This is a genomic window from Janthinobacterium pasteuri (genome assembly GCF_051380775.1).
Taxonomy (GTDB): domain Bacteria; phylum Pseudomonadota; class Gammaproteobacteria; order Burkholderiales; family Burkholderiaceae_D; genus Janthinobacterium.
Genome location: NZ_JBNYXS010000002.1, coordinates 318,197 through 339,649, shown reverse-complemented (window position 1 = coordinate 339,649; position 21,453 = coordinate 318,197). Strand labels below are relative to the sequence as shown.

The 21,453-nt window shown below is 60.7% G+C and carries 18 protein-coding genes and 6 tRNA genes; 2 read left to right on the top strand and 22 right to left on the bottom strand.

Annotation, left to right across the window (positions count from 1 at the left end; translation table 11 throughout):
- Positions 1 to 75: 75 nt before the first annotated feature.
- The gene (locus ACQ4WN_RS03990; protein ID WP_436550352.1) at positions 76 to 2,235 is read right to left on the bottom strand and encodes a TonB-dependent receptor; all 2,160 of its coding nucleotides are present in this window, start codon (positions 2,233 to 2,235) and stop codon (positions 76 to 78) included.
- Between the two features lie 381 nt (positions 2,236 to 2,616).
- Between ACQ4WN_RS03990 and ACQ4WN_RS03985 the strand changes: the two genes are divergently transcribed.
- A complete protein-coding gene (locus ACQ4WN_RS03985) occupies positions 2,617 to 4,323 on the top strand; it encodes a methyl-accepting chemotaxis protein (protein WP_436550351.1) in 1,707 nt (568 codons plus the stop codon).
- Between the two features lie 23 nt (positions 4,324 to 4,346).
- Here the strand turns inward: ACQ4WN_RS03985 and ACQ4WN_RS03980 are convergent, their stop codons facing one another.
- The 18 genes from ACQ4WN_RS03980 to lepA form a co-directional block, all read right to left on the bottom strand.
- A complete protein-coding gene (locus ACQ4WN_RS03980; protein ID WP_436550350.1) occupies positions 4,347 to 6,107 on the bottom strand; it encodes a S41 family peptidase in 1,761 nt (586 codons plus the stop codon).
- Positions 6,108 to 6,130: 23 nt separating this feature from the next.
- Positions 6,131 to 6,583, bottom strand: coding sequence for a hypothetical protein (locus ACQ4WN_RS03975; RefSeq protein ID WP_436550349.1), 453 nt, complete (start codon positions 6,581 to 6,583; stop codon positions 6,131 to 6,133).
- Between the two features lie 33 nt (positions 6,584 to 6,616).
- On the bottom strand, positions 6,617 to 8,104 hold the full coding sequence (locus ACQ4WN_RS03970; protein ID WP_436550348.1) for a SulP family inorganic anion transporter: 1,488 nt from the start codon (positions 8,102 to 8,104) through the stop codon (positions 6,617 to 6,619).
- 258 nt (positions 8,105 to 8,362) lie between these two features.
- Positions 8,363 to 8,436: transfer RNA gene (locus ACQ4WN_RS03965), tRNA-Cys, on the bottom strand.
- Positions 8,437 to 8,478: 42 nt separating this feature from the next.
- A tRNA-Gly gene (locus ACQ4WN_RS03960) sits at positions 8,479 to 8,554 on the bottom strand.
- A gap of 94 nt (positions 8,555 to 8,648) precedes the next feature.
- Positions 8,649 to 8,724 (bottom strand) — tRNA-Gly (locus tag ACQ4WN_RS03955).
- Positions 8,725 to 8,780: 56 nt separating this feature from the next.
- Positions 8,781 to 8,856, bottom strand: a tRNA-Gly gene (locus tag ACQ4WN_RS03950).
- Positions 8,857 to 8,927: 71 nt separating this feature from the next.
- Positions 8,928 to 9,003 (bottom strand) — tRNA-Gly (locus ACQ4WN_RS03945).
- A gap of 92 nt (positions 9,004 to 9,095) precedes the next feature.
- A tRNA-Gly gene (locus tag ACQ4WN_RS03940) sits at positions 9,096 to 9,171 on the bottom strand.
- Positions 9,172 to 9,334: 163 nt separating this feature from the next.
- Complete coding sequence (gene pgsA, locus ACQ4WN_RS03935; RefSeq protein ID WP_101481959.1) at positions 9,335 to 9,919, bottom strand: CDP-diacylglycerol--glycerol-3-phosphate 3-phosphatidyltransferase; 585 nt, start codon at positions 9,917 to 9,919, stop codon at positions 9,335 to 9,337.
- Positions 9,920 to 10,207: 288 nt separating this feature from the next.
- On the bottom strand, positions 10,208 to 12,088 hold the full coding sequence (gene uvrC, locus ACQ4WN_RS03930; protein WP_436550347.1) for an excinuclease ABC subunit UvrC: 1,881 nt from the start codon (positions 12,086 to 12,088) through the stop codon (positions 10,208 to 10,210).
- A gap of 35 nt (positions 12,089 to 12,123) precedes the next feature.
- Positions 12,124 to 12,519 carry a holo-ACP synthase gene (acpS, locus tag ACQ4WN_RS03925; RefSeq protein ID WP_436530022.1) on the bottom strand — a complete coding sequence of 132 codons (396 nt, stop codon included), beginning with the start codon at positions 12,517 to 12,519 and terminating at the stop codon, positions 12,124 to 12,126.
- Positions 12,520 to 12,535: 16 nt separating this feature from the next.
- A complete protein-coding gene (pdxJ, locus tag ACQ4WN_RS03920; protein WP_436550346.1) occupies positions 12,536 to 13,297 on the bottom strand; it encodes a pyridoxine 5'-phosphate synthase in 762 nt (253 codons plus the stop codon).
- Between the two features lie 48 nt (positions 13,298 to 13,345).
- Positions 13,346 to 14,185, bottom strand: coding sequence for a DNA repair protein RecO (gene recO / locus ACQ4WN_RS03915; RefSeq protein WP_436550345.1), 840 nt, complete (start codon positions 14,183 to 14,185; stop codon positions 13,346 to 13,348).
- A 28-nt stretch (positions 14,186 to 14,213) separates the two neighbouring features.
- Positions 14,214 to 15,116, bottom strand: coding sequence for a GTPase Era (era, locus tag ACQ4WN_RS03910; protein ID WP_034749612.1), 903 nt, complete (start codon positions 15,114 to 15,116; stop codon positions 14,214 to 14,216).
- Between the two features lies 1 nt (position 15,117).
- Complete coding sequence (gene rnc, locus ACQ4WN_RS03905) at positions 15,118 to 15,933, bottom strand: ribonuclease III (protein WP_436550344.1); 816 nt, start codon at positions 15,931 to 15,933, stop codon at positions 15,118 to 15,120.
- Between the two features lie 92 nt (positions 15,934 to 16,025).
- Positions 16,026 to 16,943 carry a signal peptidase I gene (gene lepB / locus ACQ4WN_RS03900; RefSeq protein ID WP_436550343.1) on the bottom strand — a complete coding sequence of 306 codons (918 nt, stop codon included), beginning with the start codon at positions 16,941 to 16,943 and terminating at the stop codon, positions 16,026 to 16,028.
- Between the two features lie 3 nt (positions 16,944 to 16,946).
- Positions 16,947 to 18,737: a translation elongation factor 4 gene (gene lepA / locus ACQ4WN_RS03895; protein ID WP_101481965.1), complete on the bottom strand. Its 1,791-nt coding sequence runs from the start codon at positions 18,735 to 18,737 to the stop codon at positions 16,947 to 16,949.
- Positions 18,738 to 18,830: 93 nt separating this feature from the next.
- On the opposite strand from lepA, the gene ACQ4WN_RS03890 reads away from it, so the two are divergent.
- The gene (locus tag ACQ4WN_RS03890; RefSeq protein WP_436550342.1) at positions 18,831 to 19,052 is read left to right on the top strand and encodes a hypothetical protein; all 222 of its coding nucleotides are present in this window, start codon (positions 18,831 to 18,833) and stop codon (positions 19,050 to 19,052) included.
- Between the two features lies 1 nt (position 19,053).
- On the opposite strand, the gene ACQ4WN_RS03885 is transcribed toward ACQ4WN_RS03890, so the two are convergent.
- From ACQ4WN_RS03885 to ACQ4WN_RS03875, 3 genes are all read right to left on the bottom strand, one after another.
- Positions 19,054 to 19,299, bottom strand: coding sequence for a glutaredoxin family protein (locus tag ACQ4WN_RS03885; protein ID WP_436550341.1), 246 nt, complete (start codon positions 19,297 to 19,299; stop codon positions 19,054 to 19,056).
- Between the two features lie 54 nt (positions 19,300 to 19,353).
- Positions 19,354 to 20,850, bottom strand: a complete 1,497-nt coding sequence (locus tag ACQ4WN_RS03880; protein WP_436550340.1) for a DegQ family serine endoprotease — start codon at positions 20,848 to 20,850, stop codon at positions 19,354 to 19,356.
- 237 nt (positions 20,851 to 21,087) lie between these two features.
- On the bottom strand, positions 21,088 to 21,411 hold the full coding sequence (locus ACQ4WN_RS03875) for an RseA family anti-sigma factor (protein ID WP_436550339.1): 324 nt from the start codon (positions 21,409 to 21,411) through the stop codon (positions 21,088 to 21,090).
- Positions 21,412 to 21,453: the final 42 nt, after the last annotated feature.

The following is a 21,453-nucleotide window of genomic DNA, read 5'->3' as shown; positions in this document are numbered from 1 at the left end:
GCGAGCCTGCCTGACGCAGCTCCCCCCGCATGAAAAAACCCGCTCGCGAGCGGGTTTGTATGGAAGCGGGAAAAATTACAGGCTGTAGCGCAAGGTCAGCGCCACAGTGCGCGGCGCGCCCGGCAAGCTCAGGTTCGGGCTGGAACCGTGGCCCGAGACGATGTAGCGCGTGTCGCCGATATTGTTGACGTTCAGCTGCACTTCATAGCGGCCCGTGCGGTACGCGGCCATGGCGTCGGCCGTGACGTAGCCCGGCAAGACCACCGTATTACCCGGATTGGCGAAACGGCTGCCGACGGCATTTGCGCCGCCGCCCACCGTGAAGCCGTGACCAAGGTCTTTCGTCAGCCACAGGTTGGCCGTATTGCGTGCCGTCAAGGTGGCACGCTTGCCCTTGATGGCGACGGAACTGGCCGTCGTCGTGCCCGGCACATTGACGCTCTTGTCGACGGCGATGGAATCGGTGATGCTGGCGTCCAGGTAAGCGTAGCCGGCCATCATTTTCCAGCCATCGTGCAAATCCGCATTAAAGGTCAGTTCCAGGCCGTCCGTGCGCTGCGTGCCGACGGGTACGATGCGGTTCGTGATGGGGTCGCTGCTCTTGATATTGTCGCGTTCCAGGCGGAACAGCGACACGCTGGCGTTGGCGCGGCCACCCCACAGCTCGTACTTGGCGCCCACTTCTGTGTTGCGCGTGGTTTCCGGCGCCAGGTCGGCATTGTTGGCGGCCAAAGCGAAGTTCTCGCCACTGGGCTGGAACGAGCGGCTCCACGAGGCGTAGTACGACTGCGCTGCGCTCGGTTGCCAGACGAGGCCGGCGCGAGGGCTAAACGCCGCATCCGTGCGCGACAGGTCTGCCGTCGTCACACCAAGCGCATTGGCCAGGCGCGACTGCTGCTGGTAGCGGTCGTAGCGCAGGCCGGCCAGCGCCTTCCACTCGTCGCTGAAAGCAATGGCATCCTGCACGTAAGCGGCGGCCGTATCGTAGGTACCGAAAGTATCGCTGCGCAAGCCCAGCTTGCTGCGGTCGACGACGGGGAGGACGGGATTGAAGATCGACACGGGCTTCGCAGGTGTCGAAACAACGATGGCGGCCCAGCTGTTGGCATCCTTGTTTTGCTTGCCAAACTCGGCGCCGTACAGCACTTCATGGCGCAGGCTGCCCGTGACCATTTTCTGCGTCAGTTCCGTCTGGTTGAACCAGCCGCTTTCATCGCGGTTCAGCTTGGCGTGACCCAGTTTCATCGTCCCGGTGACCTCGTCGACGTTGCCGGAAATATTCGTATTGTTGCGGTCCAGATGGTAATCGTAATAGCGGAAGGCATTGCGCAGCGACAAGGACTCGCTGAACTTGTGCGTCAGGGTGGCGGCCGTGGAAACCACGCGCGACTGGCTGAAATCGCTATCGCGGGCGTTGGCGGCGCCGTAGTAAGTGCTTGCATCGACAGCCACCGGGCGACCATGCCAGGACGGGATGCCGAAGTCCGTCAGGCGACGGTCTTCCAGGTAGTCACCCTGCAGCAGCAGCCTGGTCGCGCCAGAGAGGCGGATGGCCACGGATGGCGCCAGCGCCGTGCGGTTGATGAATTGCTGGTCGCGGTAGCTGTCCGACAATTCACGCGCGCCCGTGAAACGCCAATCCACTGTTTCTCCGACGCGGCCCACGTCGACTTCGCCGCGGCGCCCTTTTGTATTCGTCAGGCTCAGGGCCAGGTCCGTGATATCCACGCCCGGTTTTTTGGTGATGCGGTTGACCAGGCCGCCCGAGGAGCCGCGGCCGTACAGCACGGCGGCCGGCCCCTTGATCACTTCCAGGCGCTCCACGTTCGACAGGTCGCGGAAATACAAGGCGTCATCGCGAAAGCCGTCGACGAACTGGTCGCCGATAGCCGTGAAGCCGCGAATAAACACCTGGTCACGCTGGCCGTCACCCGTGGACAAGCCCACGCCGGGGATATTCTTCATGATGTCCTGGATCGACATGGCGTTCTGGTCGCGGATGACGGCGGCCGGCACCACGTTGATCGTCTGCGGCACGTCGCGCAGGGCCATTTCCGTCTTGGTGCCGCTGGCGGAGGTGCCGGCGACATAGGCATCCTTGTGCTTCGATGCCGTCACGGTGACGGCGGGCAAGCTTTCCTGCGCCCAGGCCGGCAGTGGCGCGGCGCCCAAAGTCAAGGCGCCCAATACGGCGATGGTGATCGGTTTACATCCTGGCTTGCGCTGTTGCTGCATACAATTCCCTGGTCGATGTTTTAATACGAATGATTATCATTAGTATTTTATCAGCCAACGCCGCGGAAAGTAAGGCGGAATGTAAGTGATAGTACTTATGGAACAGGTACTTGACGTAAAAAAGCAACATGAAACCAATGTCGAAAAATAATTAAAATTGCCTTGGAAAACTATTTCTCTGCGTCAATGCTATACTTGTGGCTTGCTGGGCAGCGCTCAGCCTGACCGATACACCGCTTGTTTCACCTCCAACGACGCGCACTGCGCGGCGCGCCGCACAGCCATCACGCGGCAACCGAAGACCCCGATCCCCTGCGCCTTGCGGCGCCTGTCCGCCCCTGCTGGCGGCGGCGATCATGACTATTAATTGTTAGGAGTTACATGAAAAACCTGAACATCGGCAGCCGCCTTGGCGTCGGCTTTGCTGTCGTATTGCTGCTGCTTGCCGCCCTGACCGTCACCGCCCTGGTGCGCATGCAAACGGCCAGCGACCTGACTTACCGTCTCATCCATACCAGCATCAAGAACCAGCGCATGGTGGCCGAATGGTCGAAAATCATCGAAGTCAACAGCGTGCGCGGCGTGGCCTCGTTTGAAATCACCGACCCGGTCGTGCGCGCCAAGATCGAGGAAGACTTGAAGGTCGATGCGGCACGCTCCAGCAAGCTGCAAGATGATATCGCCGCCGCTTTGCGCAACCCAGCCGTGATCGAGCAATTCAAGGTCGTGCGCAAGGTGCGCACCGATTATGTAACGACGCGCGCACGCGCCTTCAAGATGAAGGCCGACGGCGACGTGGCGGGCGCCAAGGTCGTGTTCGACAAGGAAGTCACGCCGATCACCACAGCCTACCTGGCCGAAGTGAAGCGCTTTGCCAACATGCAGATCACGGCCTCCGACGGCGTCGGCGCCAGCATCATCGAGTCCTATAGCGACACCCGCGTCTTCCTCATCAGCATGGGCGTGCTGGCCGTGCTGATGGGCATCGGTTTCGCGTGGTGGATCACACGCTCGATCACGGGCCCCATCCGCGACGCCGTGAAAGTGGCGGAAACCGTGGCAGCGGGCGACCTGAGCAGCACCATCACGACCCAGGGCCGCGATGAAACGGCCCAGCTGATGCATGCCCTGAAAACCATGAACGACAGCCTGGTGGGCATCGTCGGCCAGGTGCGCAGCGGCACCGACACCATCGCCACGGCTTCAGCGGAAATCGCCGCCGGCAACCAGGACCTGTCGTCGCGCACGGAACAGCAAGCCAGTTCGCTGGAAGAAACGGCTTCGTCGATGGAAGAGCTGACCAGTACCGTGAAGCAGAACGCGGACAACGCGCGCCAGGCAAATAAACTGGCGGGCGACGCAGCCGGCATCGCCAGCCGCGGCGGCGCCGTGGTAGCCCAGGTGGTGGCCACCATGGGCGAGATCAATACCTCGTCGAAGAAAATTGTCGATATTATCTCTGTCATCGACGGCATCGCCTTCCAGACCAACATCCTGGCCCTGAACGCGGCCGTGGAAGCGGCACGCGCCGGCGAACAGGGACGCGGCTTTGCCGTGGTGGCCACGGAAGTGCGCAACCTGGCGCAGCGCTCGGCAGCGGCGGCCAAGGAAATCAAGGGCTTGATCGACGACTCCGTGCAAAAGGTCGACGTGGGCACGGACCTGGTCGACAAGGCCGGCAAGACGATGGAAGAAATCGTGCAAAGCATCGGCTTCGTCACCTCCATCATGAGCGAGATCAGCAACGCCAGCGAAGAACAGAGCGCCGGCATCGAGCAAGTCAACCAGGCTATTTCCGAAATGGACCAGGTGACACAGCAAAATGCAGCCCTGGTGGAAGAAGCCTCGGCCGCAGCCGAAGCAATGCAGGAACAGGCGAGCGAACTGGCGCAAGTGGTCAGCGTCTTCCGCCTGGATACCAACGCGGCGGCGACCGACCGTTTCAGCGTGAAAGCGGCCCAGCGCAGCGCCCCGGCAGCACCTGCAGCATCCGTCCGCAAGGCCTCGGCCCCTGCCCTGCGCTTGCCTGTGATGCGCAAGAGCAGCAAGGTCGCAAGCCCTGCCGAAGGCGAGTGGGAAGAGTTTTAAGTCCGCAGCAACAGCAAGAACAGCTATTGCCGGCGTATCTCGGCAATAGCAGCCTCCAGCACCTCGTCGCGCCCGGCCCGTATGCCGGCAAGCGTAGGCCTGACCTCGATATCGGGGATGATGCCCACGCGCTGCGTGGGGCGCCGATCCGGATAAAACACGCCGATGCCACTGATCAGGGTGCTCAAGCCGCCCGGCAGCGCAAACGGCGAGATATTCCCATCCGCGCCAGCCGTGGTGCTGCCGATCACCTTCGCGCGCGGCGCCACGCGCAAGGCCATGGCCGTGTATTCGGCCTGGCTCTGACTGACTTCATCGACCAGCAGCATGACCTTACCCGCATAGCGCAGCGCTTGCGGGTACAAGGCCATGGCATTGGTCCAATGGAAGGCGCCGGGGTTGCCAAGGTCGCCCTTGGTAAAGCGGGCAAACTCCGTAGGCCGGTCGACCAGGTAAGACCCCAGGGCAAAGACGACAAACTCGCGCGGGTAGTTGCGTATATCGATAATCAGGCCGCGGCTACCCGCCGCCGCTACCATATGCGCCGCCACGTCAGCCCGCTTGAGGGTCGACAGCTTGAGGTAGGCGATATCGTCGCCCAGGCGCTGGAACGTTTCCCCGTCCCTGTCATGCGTATCCTGCCCCGCTTGCCGCCCCGCTGGCACGCGCTGCGCCGTCAAATCCACGTCCCCCTGCTCGCGGCGTACCTGCAGCCGGGTTTCACCGCAAGCGCCAGTGGTCAGCTTGCCCGCCATGTCGCGCAGCCGCGCCGCTTCATTCGATGCCGCATAGTAGGGCCGCCAGGCTGCGACCAGTTGCGCCACCGGCACGCCATCGATGCTGGCGATGACATCGCCGACCTGCAATCGCGTCGCCGCTTCGGCTTCGGCCTCACGGTAGCCCACCACCACGGCGCTATTGCCGATGAAGCGGAGCTTGACTGGCAGCCGGCATTGTCCCACAGGCGGACGCACGTGCAGCGAACTCCACAGATTAGTGTGGGAATCGTTCAGGCGCGCGATCACGGCCATCATTTCCAGCTGATAGCTGGCGCGGTCCCTGGCCAGCGCGATGCGCGGCAGCGACTGGCGCAGGACCTCATCCCAGTTTTCACCTGCCGTAGCGCGGTAGGGCGACCAGTATTCGATGATATTCCAGAAGCGAAACAAGGCCAGCAACTGAAAGCCGGCATCGGGCAGCGTAATATTCTCGTAGGCGATCTCATGCTCAAAGACGGGATTGCCCACCTGCTCGTGCAAGCGCAGATAAAACTGGCTGGCCGACGCCGGCCGGCGCAGATAAATGTGCCGCAGATCGGCGCGCAGGTCGGCGCCCAGCAAGCTCGCATCGTCCAGCCATTGCAGTGCGGGACGCAGATGCAGCTCGCCCTGCGCCGGGACGGCACAAGGGTCGCAGTCGGCAAGTGTCCCAAGACCGGCGATCCATTCCCGCAGCACGGCATCGCCCGCCGCCCTGTCGGGCGCGACCAGCATGCGGGGCATGACACGCAAAAGTTCGTAGTCCCATTGCCGCCCGCCTGCAGTGATCAAGGGGTGATGGTATTTCAGGAACCCCCATACCTTGCCGAGCACGGCGAGATTGTCGACTTGCGCCGGCGTCACGGTATCGAGCGCGATACGCGAGCCGGCGTCGAATGCGTGATCGGTGTCAAACGCTGTGTGGTCGCCATCCTGCGCAAAAGCCAGGGGTGCCGTACCGACGAGCAGAATGGCAATGGCTGGCATGCACCAGCGCGCCAGTCTCAGACGGGGTATCCATTTCATCGAGCATCCTTATCGACAGCCATTCAACTCAGGCGGGCTTGCGCATCCGCGACCAAGGTTGCCAGTTCGCGTGGCACGGATTGCCCCAGAAATGCCAGCGCCAGCGCCTCCGGATCGATGGCGGCATCCGGCGGCAAGCCATGCTCGAAGCCCCCTACCATGTAGCGGCAGAAATGCGGCGATTCGGCCCGCGTTTCCACATACCAGCAGCCCGCATGGCCCTGCACGAAGTATTCGCCGATAAAATAGCCGAGCATGGTTTTCACCCATTGCCAGCTCTCGTCGCGGATGACGATGGTGCGCATGGCCGCATCGATGTACGGCAGATATTCAGCCGCGTTGGTCAATACTTCGTGCGCCGGCTGGATGCCCAGGCGCTCGACAAAGTTCACCAGCGAGGCGCCCAGCGCGTCATAGTAGGCATCGAAACCCGCCTGGCTTTGTTGCAGCAATTGCTCTTGTTCGTTCGACAGCATTCACACTCCACAGACATTCAACAATTCCCTATTTTACGCCACGCTCACATCCACTCCGGCCCGCTGCAGCAAGGCCTCATTGCGGGCGGATAACTGCGTCACCTGCAGGTGCTTGCCGGCCTTGTCGTAGCGCTCATACAGCGCCTCGATGGAGGCGATGGCCGAGTGATCGGCCATGTGCAGGTGCCGGCAATCGAGGATGACGCGGGCCGGGTCCGACGCCAACTGGAACAGTTCCTGGAAATGCGTGGCCGAGGCGAAAAACAGGGTGCCGTGCGGCAGGTACACGCGCACGCCAGGGCTGCTGTCATCGATGTCGGCGCGCATCTCGCGCGCATGTTGCCAGGCAAAATTCAAGGCGGCAATGACGATACCGCACAGCACGGCCGTCGCCAGGTCCGTGAACACCGTGATGACCGTTACGGCGACGATCACCAGCGCATCCTGCGGCGGCACCTTGCCCAGCACGCGCAAGGAACCCCAGGCAAACGTCTGCTGCGCCACCACGAACATCACGCCCACCAGGGCGGCCAGCGGGATGCGCTCGATCAGCGGCGAGAGGAACAGGATGAACAATAAAATCATCACGCCGGCCGTCACGCCCGACAGGCGCGAGCGGCCGCCCGAGCTCAGGTTGATCATGGTTTGCCCGATCATGGCGCAGCCGCCCATGCCGCCAAACAGGCCCGACACGACATTCGAGGCACCGAGGGCGATGCATTCGCGGTTGGGCTGGCCCCGCGTTTCCGTCATTTCATCGGTGAGATTGAAAGTGAGCAAGCTTTCCAGCAAGCCCACCATGGCCATCAGCGCCGCATACGGAAAAATGATGTGCAAGGTGGCCATGTCCAGCGGCACGGTGGGCCAATGCAGGGCCGGCAAGCCGCCGGCAATATGCGCGAGGTCGCCCAGGGTGCGCGTGGGCAAGTGCAGGAAATGGCTGAGCACGCCCACGCCCAGGATGGCCACCAGCGCGGGCGGTACGGCCTTTGTGATGCGCGGCAGCACGTAGACGATGGCCATGGTGAGAAACACCAGCCCACCCATCACGTACAAGGGCATGCCTTGCAGCCAGGTTTCGCCCTGCGGCGTGGCCTGGCGGAAATGCTCCAATTGCGCCATGGCGATGACGATGGCCAGACCATTCACAAAGCCCAGCATCACGGGATGGGGCACCATGCGGATCAGCTTACCCAGGCGCAAAATGCCGAACAGCGCCATGATGATGCCGCTCAACACCACGGTGGCCAGCAGATATTGCACGCCATGCTGGGCCACCAGCGCCACGATGACGACGGCCATGGAACCTGCGGCGCCAGAAATCATCCCGGGACGGCCGCCAAAGATGGCCGTGAATGCACAAATGATGAAAGCGCCATACAGGCCCATCAGGGGATTCAACTGCGCCACCAGGGCAAAGGCGATGCATTCGGGCACCAGGGCGAATGAAGTGGTCAAGCCCGCCAGGATATTTTTTTGTACGTTCGAGTACCACTCGTCCCGAAAAGTTGCGTTGATCATTGATTCAAATCCAGGGTCGGAACAGAGAAATGCGCGCCTGACACAGATTCATCGGGCACAGCCATGCCAGCGGGCGTCACAACAAAGCTGCGCTGAGGTTGAACGGAGCAGGAAAGTCGTCAGTGACTACATGGGGTTGGCGGAATGGGGGAAGTTTCATCAAGGCGCCAGGCGGCGAGGCTGAGCTTGCTGGCATTATACAAGATGCACAGCGGGCAAAAAAAATAGCCCACTCGAAAGTGGGCTATTTTTTTCATCTGGAGGCGAGGACGGGAATCGAACCCGTCTAAACGGCTTTGCAGGCCGCTGCATAACCTCTTTGCTACCTCGCCAGAGGACCTGCTTGGATGCGCCTTGCGGCCCACCTTGAAAACTGGAGCGGGAGAAGAGTCTCGAACTCTCGACCTCAACCTTGGCAAGGTTGCGCTCTACCAACTGAGCTACTCCCGCATTGGAGCTTATTTCCTGCTTATTTACCGCCTAATCACGCTTGCTAATGCAGCTGATAAAAAAAGGAAGCCAGCTTAGCTTCCCTTTAGAATTCTGGAGCGGGAGAAGAGTCTCGAACTCTCGACCTCAACCTTGGCAAGGTTGCGCTCTACCAACTGAGCTACTCCCGCATTGGAGCTTCTATTTTCTGCTACTGCCATCTTGCTGTACTGCTTCCAGCTTGCGCTGGAGCGGGAGAAGAGTCTCGAACTCTCGACCTCAACCTTGGCAAGGTTGCGCTCTACCAACTGAGCTACTCCCGCATACGATCCGCTATTTTACTGCTTTTTACTACCGTTTACCAGAGCTGCTTTACTGCTGATCCAGTTTTCACTGGAGCGGGAGAAGAGTCTCGAACTCTCGACCTCAACCTTGGCAAGGTTGCGCTCTACCAACTGAGCTACTCCCGCAGTGGACAACATTGTATCAGAAGCTCTACTACATCGCCAGTACTACTTTTTACTGCAGCTGCTGTTTTTACCTATGACACGCTCCAGAAAACTGGAGCGGGAGAAGAGTCTCGAACTCTCGACCTCAACCTTGGCAAGGTTGCGCTCTACCAACTGAGCTACTCCCGCGTCATCAACAACAGGCCAGCATTATAGAGGGATTACAGGGGCTGTCAACGGGCAATATCTGGTCTTTTGCAAAATATTTGGGGTCAGACCCGTCGGGTCTGACCCCAGCTCTTGCGTTTGGGCTAAAAGGACGCCTAAGCAGCGCTAGCAGTATCGCCCCGTCTTAATGCAAGTTGCCGGCCTTTTCCTTGATGAGAGGCCATGCCAGGCGCAGGTAATAGAACATCGACCATACCGTCAGCACGCAGGCGATCCACAGCAGCTTTTCGCCCCACACGTGGGTGTCGATCGCGCCGAAGATCACGTCGTGGTACAGCAGCAAGGGAATGGCCGTCATTTGCGCGGCCGTCTTGATCTTGCCGATCGAGCTGACGGCCACCGATTTCGATGCGCCGATCTGTGCCATCCATTCGCGCAATGCGGAAATGGTGATTTCGCGGCCGATGATGATAAAGGCCAGCACGGCATTAACACGATCCAGCTGCACCAGCACCAGCAAGGCGCCCGCCACCATCAGCTTGTCGGCGACCGGATCGAGGAAGGCGCCAAAGGCCGAGGTCTGGTTCCAGCGTCGCGCGAGAAAACCATCGAACCAGTCGGTCACGGCCGCAACAATGAAGACCAGGGTGGCAACCAGATTCTGGTCGCCATGCAGCAGCATCGACGGCGGCAAATAAAATACGCCAACGACGAGTGGAATCAGAGCCACGCGCAGCCAGGTCAAAAGGATGGGAATATTAAAAGGCATAAGGAAGCAATCGGCCGACGGGTAAATTGAACATGAAGAAAGCGTGAAGAAAGCGCCACCTAAGTAACCCCCAATAAATTATTCTGATTTCTGACTTCCATAACCGGCGCTCTGCGGCGTTGCCCGCTGCTAGCAGTGCTCGCACTGCGTCGCAGTGGGCGCCTTGCATAGCATCCGGTTCTGTTCGTCATAAATTCACAATAATTTCCTGAGGATTACTTAGTCTACATGGCCCCAGGGTATTAGCCTAGTCCGGTTGCCGCAGCAGCGGACCAGGCGATCCCTTCATTAGTGCAACTGCTTGTAAATCTCTTCCGCAAGTTGCGTCGAAATCCCCTCCACCGACATCAGGTCCTCGACGCTGGCGTCGACCACGCCGCGCAAGCCGCCAAAGCGCGACAGCAGCTTCTGCCGGCGCTTGGCGCCGATGCCTTCTATCTCTTCCAGGCGCGAGGTCTGGCGCGTCTTGGCCCGCTTGGCGCGCATGCCGGTGATGGCGAAGCGGTGCGCCTCGTCGCGGATCTGCGCGATCAGCATCAGCGCAGCCGATTCCTTGCCCAGTTCCTGCGCCGGACGGCCATCGACAAACAGCAGGGTTTCCAGGCCCACCTTGCGCCCTTCCCCCTTGGCCACGCCGACAATCAAGCTGATATCGAGTCCCAGCTCGGCGAACACCTGGCGCGCCATTTCAATCTGCCCCTTGCCGCCGTCGATCAGCACCACGTCGGGCATCACGCCATCGCCATTGGCCACCTTTTCATAGCGGCGCATCAGCACCTGGCGCATGGCCGCATAATCGTCACCGGGCGTGATGTCGTTGATGTTGTAGCGCCGGTATTCGCCGTTCTGCATGGCGTGGTGGTGGAACACCACGCACGACGCCTGCGTCGCCTCGCCCTGCGTATGGCTGATGTCGAAACACTCCACGCGCAGGCTGTCGAGGTCTTCCGTTTCCAGGCGCAAGGCCTCGGCCAGCGCGCGCGTGCGCGATTGCTGCGAACCCTGCTCCGACAACAATCGCGCCAGCGAAATCTCGGCGCCCTTCTGCGCCATTTCCAGCCATTGGCGGCGCTGCCCCTGCGGCTGGAAGATCAGGTTGATGCGGTGGCCGCACTGTTCCATCAATGCCACCATCAGGGCAGGCTGGTCGAATTCGATATTCAGGATCAGGGTGCCGGGGATGAATTTTTCCGTGTAGTGCTGCGCCAGGAAGGCGGCGAGCACTTCCACCTCGATCGCTTCTTCGGCAATCGCCGCCGCATCGCTGAGCTGGCTGGGGAAGTAGGCGCGGTCGCCCAGGTGGCGCCCGCCGCGCACCATGGCCAGGTTGACACAGGCGCGCCCGCCCTGCACCAGCACGGCGAGGATGTCGACATCGGCGTCGCCCGTCGTTTCCATGCTTTGCTGATGCAGCACGCGCGACAGCGAGGCGATCTGGTTGCGCACTACCACCGCCTGCTCGAATTTCAGCTCGGCGGCAAACGCGTGCATTTTCTTTTCCAGGTCGGCCATCACTTCGCTCTGGCGCCCGCGCAGGAAGCGTGCCGCATTTTCCACGTCGTTTTTATAGTCTTCCTTGCTGATCAGGTCCACGCACGGTGCGCTGCAGCGGCCGATCTGGTGCAGCAGGCAGGGACGCGTGCGGTTCGCATACACGCTGTCTTCGCAGGTGCGGATCAAGAACACCTTTTGCAGGATCTGCATCGATTCCTTGACGGCCCAGGAACTGGGAAACGGCCCGAAATACTGGTTTTTCTTGTCCACCGCGCCACGGTAATACACCATGCGCGGCGCGTCGCCATTGGTGATTTTCAGATACGGATACGACTTGTCATCGCGAAACAGGATGTTGTAGCGCGGTTGCAGCGCCTTGATCAAGTTGTTTTCCAGGATCAATGCTTCCGCTTCGCTGTGCGTGACGGTGGTTTCCAGGCGCGCGATGCGCTCGACCATCATGGCGATGCGGGGGCTGGCCAGGTTTTTCTGGAAGTAACTGGAGACGCGCTTTTTCAGGTCGCGCGCCTTGCCGACATACAGCACCTTGTCAGTGGCGTCGAAATAGCGGTACACGCCGGGCAAATTTGGCAGCTTGGCGACGGTGGCCAGCACCTGCGCGCGCGGGTCGGGTGGCGTTTCCGCCAAGGATGGTTCTGGGCTTGCTTCGGTCATTGCTGGCTCATTGTGCACTTATAGCGCACTTATAGTTATGCTGCTTGCTCCACGATCACGAACGCGACCGCATATTCTTCTTCATCGCTGATCGTCACTTGCGCGCTCAGGCGGTGCTTTTCCATGAACTCCGCCAGCACGCCGCTGCAAACGATCATCGGCTTGCCGCTGGGGTGGTTCAGCATCTGCGCGGCGGGCCAGGTCATGGGCATGCGCAAGCCCAGGCCGATGGCCTTGGAAAACGCCTCTTTTGCCGCAAAGCGCGTGGCCAGGAAGCGCACGCCGCGCACGGCGTTTTTCGCACTGCGGGCGCGGAATTTTTCCATCTCTTGCGGCCCCAGTATCTTTTGCGCGAAACGCTCGCCATGGCGCGCCAATGCCGCTTCGATGCGGGGTATCTTGCAAATGTCGGTGCCGATGCCGTAGATCATGGGCGTGTCCTGTTACTTATGCTTTGCGACCCAGGCGCGTGGCCACCATGATGGCCTTCATTTCGCGCACGGCGTTTTCCCAGCCGACAAACACGGCGTGCGCGACGATGGCGTGGCCGATGTTCAGTTCAGTAATATCCGGAATGGCGGCAATCGCCTGCACATTGGTGTAATGCAAACCGTGGCCCGCGTTGACCTTCAAGCCAAGGCCCACGCCGAACAGCACGCCCGCCTTGATGCGCTCCAGCTCCGCCAACTGCTCGGCGCCTGCCGTATCGGCGTAGCGGCCCGTGTGCAACTCGATCACGGGCGCACCCAGTTCGGCAGCGGCGGCGATCTGTTGCTCGTCGGCATCGATGAACAGGCTGACGCGGATGCCCTCGCCTTGCAATTGCTTCACCGCCGCCTGCACTTCCTTGAAGTAGCGCACCACGTCCAGCCCCCCTTCGGTCGTCACTTCCGTGCGTTTTTCCGGTACCAGGCACACGTCGGCAGGCTTGATGCGGCAGGCGAAATCAAGCATTTCCTGCGTCACGGCCGCTTCCAGGTTCATGCGCGTGAGCAATTGCGGCGCGATGGCGATCACGTCCGCATCCTTGATGTGACGGCGATCTTCGCGCAAATGCAGGGTGATGGCGTCGGCGCCCGCTTGTTCGGCCAGCAGGGCCGCGCGGACCGGGTCCGGATAGGCGGTGCCGCGCGCATTGCGCAAGGTCGCCACGTGGTCGATATTGACGCCCAGGTCGATGACGGGGCCGGAAGGCTGCAAAAAGCTCATAAGATGGTATCCGTAAAGTGCCGTAGCGCCGCAATGTAAAGAGCAGCACTACAGCTGCATTAAATCGATCAGTATCTGGCGCGTGTTCAAAGTGGCGCCCCCCAGTTGATGGGCCAGCAAAAAGCGCATCAGCAGCTTGCTTTGCGCCTGCGTGGCCACGTCAAGATAATCTTCGCGCTCCATGTCGAGCAGGGTCTTGCCCGTGATCTTCGGCCAGGCATCGCTGGCGCGCGCCGGGCGCGGCCCCCGTTCCGGGTCGACCACGTAGACCTGTCCCGCCTCGACCGCCTGGCGCGTGCCCGTGCAGCGCGTCAGGTCGGCCGCCACACCCGTTTCCTTGAGCAGGGCGCGCTCGAACTTGCGCAGCACGATGGGCGGCGGCTCATTGTGCGCCAGTTGATTCAAGGTGGCAACGTAGTGGTCGAACAGGACGGGATGCGGGTCGTCGCGCGCCAGCAGTTTCACCAGCAATTCGTTCAGATAAAAGCCGCACAGCAAGGCGGTCTTTTCCAGCGGCAGCATGCCCCCCACCCATTCGGCGCCCGTCAAGATACGCAGTTCGGATTTGCCCGTCCAGCCCGCTTGCAGTGGTTGAAACGTCTGCAGCACGCCGCGCAACTGGGAATGGGGCCGCTTGGCGCCCTTGGCGACGAGCGCAATGCGGCCGTATTCGCGCGTAAACACGTCGACGATGAGGCTGGTTTCTTTATGCGGGTAGCTGTGCAGCACGAAGGCTGGCTGGCCCGTGATGCGGCCGTCGCGCGCGGGCGGACGGCTGCGCCGTGGCGGCGCTGCGGAAGGTGTGGCCGGCGGCGCGATCGCCACCGGCGCGGGGACAGCAGATGAAGCTGGCGCGAGCTCAGGCTGCGCTGGCGTGGTGGTGCTCATGCGTGTGGCGTCGCCCCCGGGTTGCGGATTACTCGTAGCCGTAGGCGCGCAAGCCCGCCTCGTTGTCGGCCCAGCCCGATTTGACCTTGACCCAGATTTCCAGGTACACGGGGCCGCCGAACAGTTTTTCCATATCCAGGCGAGCCTGGGTGGAGACTTCCTTCAGGCGCGCGCCCTTGTTGCCGATGATCATGGATTTATGCGTATCGCGCTCGACCAGGATGGCGGCAAACACGCGGCGCAGATCGCCTTCCTGCTCGAATTTCTCGATCAGCACGGTGCTCGTGTACGGCAATTCGTCACCCACGAAGCGGAAGAGTTTTTCACGCACGATTTCCGAAGCGAGGAATTTTTCGCTGCGGTCCGTGATGTCGTCCGGGCCAAAGATCGGCTGGTTTTCCGGCAAGAAGCGCTTGATCTCGTTCTGCAAGCCTTCCAGCTGGAAATGCAGCTTGGCGGAGACGGGCACGATGGCGGCGAAGTCGCGCATGGCGGCGATCTTTTGTGCAAACGGCAACAATACAGCCTTGTCCTTGACGCGGTCGGATTTATTGATGACCAGGATGCATGGCACTTCCTTCGGCAGCAAATCCATCACTTGCTGGTCGGCCGGGCCGAACGTGCCCGCCTCGATCACGTACAAAATCACATCCGAGGAAATCAGCGTGTTCGTGACGGTCTTGTTCAGCGTCTTGTTCAGCGCGTTCGAATGGCGCGTCTGGAAGCCGGGCGTGTCGACGTAGATGAATTGCGCGTCCGGCACCGTCTGGATGCCGGTGATGCGGTGGCGCGTAGTTTGCGCCTTGCGCGAAGTGATGCTGACCTTCGCGCCGATCAGCACGTTCATCAGGGTCGATTTGCCCACGTTGGGGCGGCCCACGATGGCGATATAGCCACAGCGGAAGTTGTCGGGCATTTTGGTGGCTGTCATGCTAGTGTCGATTCTGTTTAGTATGAGCGGCGTTCGCAGGAACAGCCGGGGCTGCCGCGTCGTCGCTCTGGATGGTGGCAATACCGGCCAGCTTGAGCTGGGCGGCGCGCGGTTTGGGCTTGCGGCTGGCGGCTGGCGACTTCAACAGCGCCTGCTCGGCCACGTCCAACGCCAGTTTGGCGGCGGCTTGCTCACCGGCGCGGCGGCTTCCGCCACGGCCGTAGACCTGGATATTCAATTTCGGCACCAGGCATTCGATCTCGAATTCCTGGCTGTGGGCGGCCCCGTGGGTAGCCACCACGTTGTATTGTGGCAGCGAAATTTTCTTGCTTTGCAAAAACTCCTGCAGCAGGGTCTTGGCATCCTTGCCCAGGGTTTGCGGATCGACCGAGTCGAGGATGGGAATGTAGAAGGCGCGGATCACCGTGCTGGCCGCGTCAAAGCCCGTATCGAGAAAAATCGCGCCCAGCAAAGCTTCCAGGGTATCGGCGAGGATGGACGGACGGCGGAAACCGCCCGACTTCAGCTCGCCTTCTCCCAGGCGCAGGAATTGCGACAGTTCCAGCTTTTGCGCGATTTCATACAGCGACTGCTGTTTCACCAGGTTGGCCCGCAAGCGCGACAGGTCGCCCTCGTCGATGGACTTGAAGCGTTCGTACAGGATGGAGGCGACCACGCAGTTGAGAATGGAGTCGCCGAGGAATTCCAGCCGCTCATTATGCAAACTGCTGTGGCTACGATGCGTCAAGGCTTGCTGCAACAGGCCAGCATCCTGGAACGTATAGCCTAAACGGGTTTGCAATAGCTGAAGATTCATTGTTGTTTCTGTATCATCTGAGTAATTCGGCTGGCCGCCGCGCGGGGAATCGGCGCGGCAGCCATGGTCGGCCCATTACAGACCCGGCCGGCTTAGTGTATGCCGCCCACGCGTTTCGGATTGCTGAAGTTCATCCACACCAGGAAAGCCTTGCCGACGATATTCTCGTTCGGCACGAAACCCCAGTAACGGCTGTCCGCGCTATTGTCGCGGTTATCGCCCATCATGAAGTAATTGCCTTGTGGCACCACACACGTAAAACCGTCTTCGTTGTAGTTGCACGCCTCCTTGTGCGGGAAATCCTTCACTTCGCGCAAATTCAACGTAGGAGCAGGCTCGTCGTTGAGGATGCGGTGGCTCACGCCCGTCAGGTTTTCTTCCAGCTGCTTGTGGTAAACAGTGCTTTCATCATCCAGGTAGTCGTCCAGCGGCGTGTAGGCCACTTCCTTGCCATTCACCGTCAAGCGCTTGTTTTCATAGGTGATTTTATCACCGGGCACGCCGATTACGCGCTTGATATAGTCTTGCGACAGATCTTTCGGGTACTTGAATACCATCACGTCGCCGCGCTGCGGATCGTTGACTTCAATGATGCGTTTGTTGACGATCGGCAAACGAATGCCATAGGTGAACTTGTTGACCAGGATCAGATCGCCCACCAGCAAGGTTGGCACCATCGAGCTCGACGGAATCTTGAATGGCTCGTACAGGAACGAGCGCAGGCAGAACACCAGGGCGATGACGGGAAAGAAACTGCCCGAATACTCTACCCAGGTCGGCTGGCGCAACAGCGCTGCCTCAATGGTCGCGCGGCTGCCACCCGCATCGGACTTGATGCCCTCGGCGGCCAGCTTGGACTGGCGCGCATCGAACTCGGCAAGGGCGCGGTCGGCAGCCAGGCGGCGCTGCCCGGACAGATAAAACACATCCAGGCACCAGACCAGGCCCGTCAACACCATCAGCACGAACAGGATTAAAGCGAAGTTTCCTAAAATCACTTGCAGGTTCATTGATTAACCATCCACTTGTAAAATTGCCAGGAACGCCTCTTGCGGGATCTCCACGGAACCCACTTGCTTCATGCGTTTCTTACCCGCTTTTTGCTTTTCCAGCAATTTTTTCTTGCGGCTGATATCGCCGCCATAGCACTTGGCCAGCACGTTCTTACGCAAGGCTTTTACGTTCTCGCGCGAAATGATGTTGGCGCCGATGGTCGCCTGGATGGCCACGTCGAACATCTGGCGCGGGATCAGTTCGCGCATCTTGGCGGCCACCTGGCGGCCACGGTACTGGCTGTTCGAACGGTGGACGATGATGGCCAGCGCATCGACTTTTTCGCTGTTGATCAGCATGTCGACCTTGACCACGTCAGCCGCGCGGTATTCCTTGAACTCGTAATCCATCGAGGCATAGCCGCGCGACGTCGATTTCAGGCGATCGAAGAAGTCCAGCACGATCTCGGCCATCGGCATCTCGTAGACCAGCTTGACCTGGCGACCGTGGTAACTCATGTCCATCTGGATGCCGCGCTTGCCGATACACAGGGTAATCACGGAACCCACGTATTCCTGCGGCATGTACAGATTGACCGTGACGATAGGCTCGCGCACTTCCTCGATGCGCGACGGATCGGGCATCTTCGACGGATTGTCGACGTTGATCATGGTGCCGTCGCGCTGGATCACTTCATACACCACGGTTGGCGCCGTGGTGATCAGGTCCATGTCGAATTCGCGCTCGAGGCGTTCCTGCACGATTTCCATGTGCAGCAAGCCCAGGAAGCCGCAGCGGAAGCCGAAGCCCAGCGCCTGCGACACTTCCGGCTCGTACATCAGGGCCGCGTCGTTCAATTTCAGCTTTTCCAGCGAGTCGCGCAGCGCGTCGTACTGGTTCGCCTCGACGGGGAACAGGCCGGCAAACACTTGCGGCTGCACTTCCTTGAAGCCGGGCAATGGCGCAGCGGCAGGACGGCTGACCAGGGTGACGGTATCGCCCACCTTGGCTGCCTTGAGTTCCTTGATGCCGGCGATGATGAAGCCCACCTGGCCTGCCGACAATTGCGGCAAGGATTGCGAACGGGGAGAGAACACGCCGATGTCTTCCACCAACTGCACCGAATCGGTGGCCATCAGGCGGATCTTGTCTTTCGGTTTCAGGGTACCGTTGACCACGCGCACCAGCATGACCACGCCCACATAGGCGTCATACCAGGAGTCGACGATCAGCGCCTGCAGCGGCGCATCGGGGTCACCCTTCGGTGGCGGCACCTTGACGATCAGTTGCTCGAGCACATCCAGCACGCCGAAGCCCGTCTTGGCCGAGCAATGCACGGCGTCGGCCGCGTCGATGCCGATCACGTCTTCGATTTCGGCAATGGCGTTCGGTGGGTCTGCGTTCGGCAAGTCGATCTTGTTCAGGACGGGCACCACTTCCACGCCCAGGTCCAGCGCCGTGTAGCAGTTGGCAACCGTTTGCGCTTCCACGCCTTGCGACGCGTCAACCACCAGCAGCGCGCCTTCGCACGCGGACAGCGAGCGCGACACTTCATAGCTGAAGTCGACGTGGCCCGGCGTATCGATCAGGTTCAGGTTGTAGATCTGGCCATCGCGCGCCTTGTAGTGCAGGGCCGCCGTTTGCGCCTTGATGGTAATGCCGCGCTCGCGCTCCAGATCCATCGAATCGAGCACCTGCGCCTCCATCTCGCGGTCGGACAAGCCGCCGCACAATTGAATGATGCGGTCAGCCAGGGTCGATTTACCGTGGTCAATATGGGCGATGATGGAGAAGTTGCGTATGTTATTCATTAACTAATATATGTGCGAGTGACAACACTGCTTTAACAGGAATCAAGGGGATCATGTCCGGGCCAAACAGGGCCAACACGGGGCGCCCCACTCATGATGAAAAAAGCGCTCCGAGCAGGACATCTGCATGCCCAGGCGAGCGCTTTTGAAGCGACAGAAGCTGCTGCCTCGGACAGTAGCTTTTTCGACCTCCCCATTTTACCGGATTTCAGAGCGGAAAGCCCGTCTTTCAGAGGCCAGCACCGGGGCAAGGCGACATTTTCAACTGTTTCCGACACTGGAATGGTGCAATGCAGTGTCGATATTGGCATTTAAGCTACGCCAGGCAGCGCCGTACAGCGGCCTCGTCAAGAAAATAATGGCATAGCTCGGGTTGGGCCAGATCGCCAAACAACACCGGCACCAACTCATCGAAGCGCGCCAGCAGCGATGCATCGGGCGAGGCATCGATATCGATCACATCCACTGTGAACGGCTTTTCAGGCGGCTGCAGCAAGAGCAAGGCGTCGAGCATGTCCTGGCATAAATGGCAGTAACTGCGGGAATAGAGGGTGAAGTGCATGAAAAAGGAGGAAAATCGTCCCGGCCGAGGCCGGAACGCAGTGAAATCAGAAACTTACTTGGCCGAAGGACGCAGCGAAACGAATTGTGCCGTGTCGCCACGGCGCACCAGCACGGCCGACGACTTCTTCGGATCGAGCTTGGCCACCAGGGCATTGAACTGCTTGGCATCTTTCACGGCAACGTTGTTCAATTGCAAGATCACATCGCCAGGCTGCAGGCCGGCCAGGGCCGCCACGCCATTCGCATCGTCGACCAGCACGCCGGCTTCGATCTTCAATTCCTGTTTCTTCGCGACCGGCACGTCGCTGACCTTCAGGCCCAGTGCGTTGACGGCTTGCGCTTCCGGCTCCCTGCCACCCTTCTTCGCCGTTTTCTCGCCTTCCAGCTCGACGACGGTGACGGAAACATCCTGCTGCGCACCCTTGCGCCAGACAGTCACCGTGGACTTGCCGTTGACAGCGGCGCCGCCTACCAGGCGCGGCAGGTCGGACGAACGTTCGATCTGGGCGCCGTTAAATTTCAGGATAATGTCGCCCGGCTTGATGCCCGCCTTGTCGGCCGGACCACCCGGCTCCACCATCGACACTTGCGCGCCCTTGGCATTCGGCAAGCCCAGCGATTCCGCCACGTCCTTGCTCACTTCACCGATCTGCACGCCGATGCGCCCGCGCACGACCTTGCCCGTCTTTTTCAGCTGCTCGCCCACGCGCATGGCTTCATCGATGGGCACGGCAAACGAAATGCCGTTGTAGGCACCGGACAGGGTGGCGATCTGCGAATTGATGCCGATCACTTCGCCGCGCATATTGATCAGCGGACCGCCTGAGTTACCGGGATTGACAGCCACGTCGCTCTGGATCAGGGGCAGATAGTCGCCCGTATCGCGGGACTTGGCGGAGATAATGCCGGCCGTCACCGTATTTTCCAGGTTGAATGGCGAGCCGATGGCGATGACCCACTCGCCCACGCGTATCTTGTCCGAGTCGCCGATGGTCAGGCGCGGCAGATTGGCGCCCTCGATTTTCAGCAGGGCCACGTCGGTGCGCGCATCGGCACCGATCACCTTGGCCTTGAATTCGCGCTTGTCCGTCAGGGTCACGTAGACCTCGTCGGCGCCATCGACCACATGGGCATTGCTCAACACGTAGCCATCAGCCGAGATGATGAAGCCGGAACCGACGCCGCGCTGCACTTCCTGCTCCTGCGGCACGGCACGGCGGCCACCGCGCGGCGCCTGCTGGCGCGGCGTCGGCATGGCGCCGCCAAAGAAGCGGCGCAGGAATTCCTGCATTTCCTGCTCATCCTGGCCACCCGCGCCGGGCGCATTCATCTTCAGGCGCTCAGTGGTGCGGATATTCACAACGGCCGGACCAACGGCGTCGACCAGGTCCGAGAAATCAGGCAGTTTCACGGCCGGCACGGCGGCGTGCGCTTGTGGTGCCAGGCCCAGCATGCTGGGAGCAAGGAAGACGCCAGCCGTGCCGAAGAGTAAGGCGGAAAGCGTCTTCACTGAAAACGACTTGCTGGCGGCACACATGTTTTTTTTCATGGTAAGGATCTTTTCGAGTATATAAACGGATCAAACCGCGGATCAGGCGATTGCCTGCGTGCATGAATGGCCGTCATGACGGAATCCCAGGGGCACTACACCTGACAGCACGCATGGCAAACAACGCAACAATATATCGCAAAAGCAAGATACTGCCTGCACACAGTGTCAATCGTACTGAAGTCCAGTGTCAAGAGGGCAAGGCGGACGTTAAGCCTGGCATAAGACGCCGCAGCGCTAGCGCTGCGCCAGCGGCCCTGCCTCCAGCGGCTCGGCGGCGCCTGGCGGCACGATGGCAGCGGACAGTGGCAGATGGGCAATCGGTTCGCCAGGCGCCGCCTCGGCTGCCAACTGGCTGGCCAGGCGCGCGTCGAACTGGGCGCTCAGGGCATGGCCGCACTGCTCCGAGCGCAGGACGTCGCCGATCAGGCGATAGGCATCCCAGGCTTGCCGCCCCGATGGCGTGTCGAGGGCGGCAAAAGCCAGTTCGAGTTCAGCTGCCGCCAGCTCGCCATCGGCCAGGGCGGAAATCGTCTCGTGCAATCGTGTGTGCGCATCCATGATGGGTCCTGCCATTTCAAGAGAATCGGTGCGAAAACCGTC

What these genes read in the sequence shown, in the direction of transcription:
- ACQ4WN_RS03990 (WP_436550352.1), bottom strand. Translation starts at nt 2,235, where the DNA reads ATGCAGCAACAGCGCAAGCCAGGATGTAAACCGATCACCATCGCCGTA.
- ACQ4WN_RS03985 (WP_436550351.1), top strand. Translation starts at nt 2,617, where the DNA reads ATGAAAAACCTGAACATCGGCAGCCGCCTTGGCGTCGGCTTTGCTGTC.
- ACQ4WN_RS03980 (WP_436550350.1), bottom strand. Translation starts at nt 6,107, where the DNA reads ATGAAATGGATACCCCGTCTGAGACTGGCGCGCTGGTGCATGCCAGCC.
- ACQ4WN_RS03975 (WP_436550349.1), bottom strand. Translation starts at nt 6,583, where the DNA reads ATGCTGTCGAACGAACAAGAGCAATTGCTGCAACAAAGCCAGGCGGGT.
- ACQ4WN_RS03970 (WP_436550348.1), bottom strand. Translation starts at nt 8,104, where the DNA reads ATGATCAACGCAACTTTTCGGGACGAGTGGTACTCGAACGTACAAAAA.
- pgsA (WP_101481959.1), bottom strand. Translation starts at nt 9,919, where the DNA reads ATGCCTTTTAATATTCCCATCCTTTTGACCTGGCTGCGCGTGGCTCTG.
- uvrC (WP_436550347.1), bottom strand. Translation starts at nt 12,088, where the DNA reads ATGACCGAAGCAAGCCCAGAACCATCCTTGGCGGAAACGCCACCCGAC.
- acpS (WP_436530022.1), bottom strand. Translation starts at nt 12,519, where the DNA reads ATGATCTACGGCATCGGCACCGACATTTGCAAGATACCCCGCATCGAA.
- pdxJ (WP_436550346.1), bottom strand. Translation starts at nt 13,297, where the DNA reads ATGAGCTTTTTGCAGCCTTCCGGCCCCGTCATCGACCTGGGCGTCAAT.
- recO (WP_436550345.1), bottom strand. Translation starts at nt 14,185, where the DNA reads ATGAGCACCACCACGCCAGCGCAGCCTGAGCTCGCGCCAGCTTCATCT.
- era (WP_034749612.1), bottom strand. Translation starts at nt 15,116, where the DNA reads ATGACAGCCACCAAAATGCCCGACAACTTCCGCTGTGGCTATATCGCC.
- rnc (WP_436550344.1), bottom strand. Translation starts at nt 15,933, where the DNA reads ATGAATCTTCAGCTATTGCAAACCCGTTTAGGCTATACGTTCCAGGAT.
- lepB (WP_436550343.1), bottom strand. Translation starts at nt 16,943, where the DNA reads ATGAACCTGCAAGTGATTTTAGGAAACTTCGCTTTAATCCTGTTCGTG.
- lepA (WP_101481965.1), bottom strand. Translation starts at nt 18,737, where the DNA reads ATGAATAACATACGCAACTTCTCCATCATCGCCCATATTGACCACGGT.
- ACQ4WN_RS03890 (WP_436550342.1), top strand. Translation starts at nt 18,831, where the DNA reads ATGATGAAAAAAGCGCTCCGAGCAGGACATCTGCATGCCCAGGCGAGC.
- ACQ4WN_RS03885 (WP_436550341.1), bottom strand. Translation starts at nt 19,299, where the DNA reads ATGCACTTCACCCTCTATTCCCGCAGTTACTGCCATTTATGCCAGGAC.
- ACQ4WN_RS03880 (WP_436550340.1), bottom strand. Translation starts at nt 20,850, where the DNA reads ATGAAAAAAAACATGTGTGCCGCCAGCAAGTCGTTTTCAGTGAAGACG.
- ACQ4WN_RS03875 (WP_436550339.1), bottom strand. Translation starts at nt 21,411, where the DNA reads ATGGATGCGCACACACGATTGCACGAGACGATTTCCGCCCTGGCCGAT.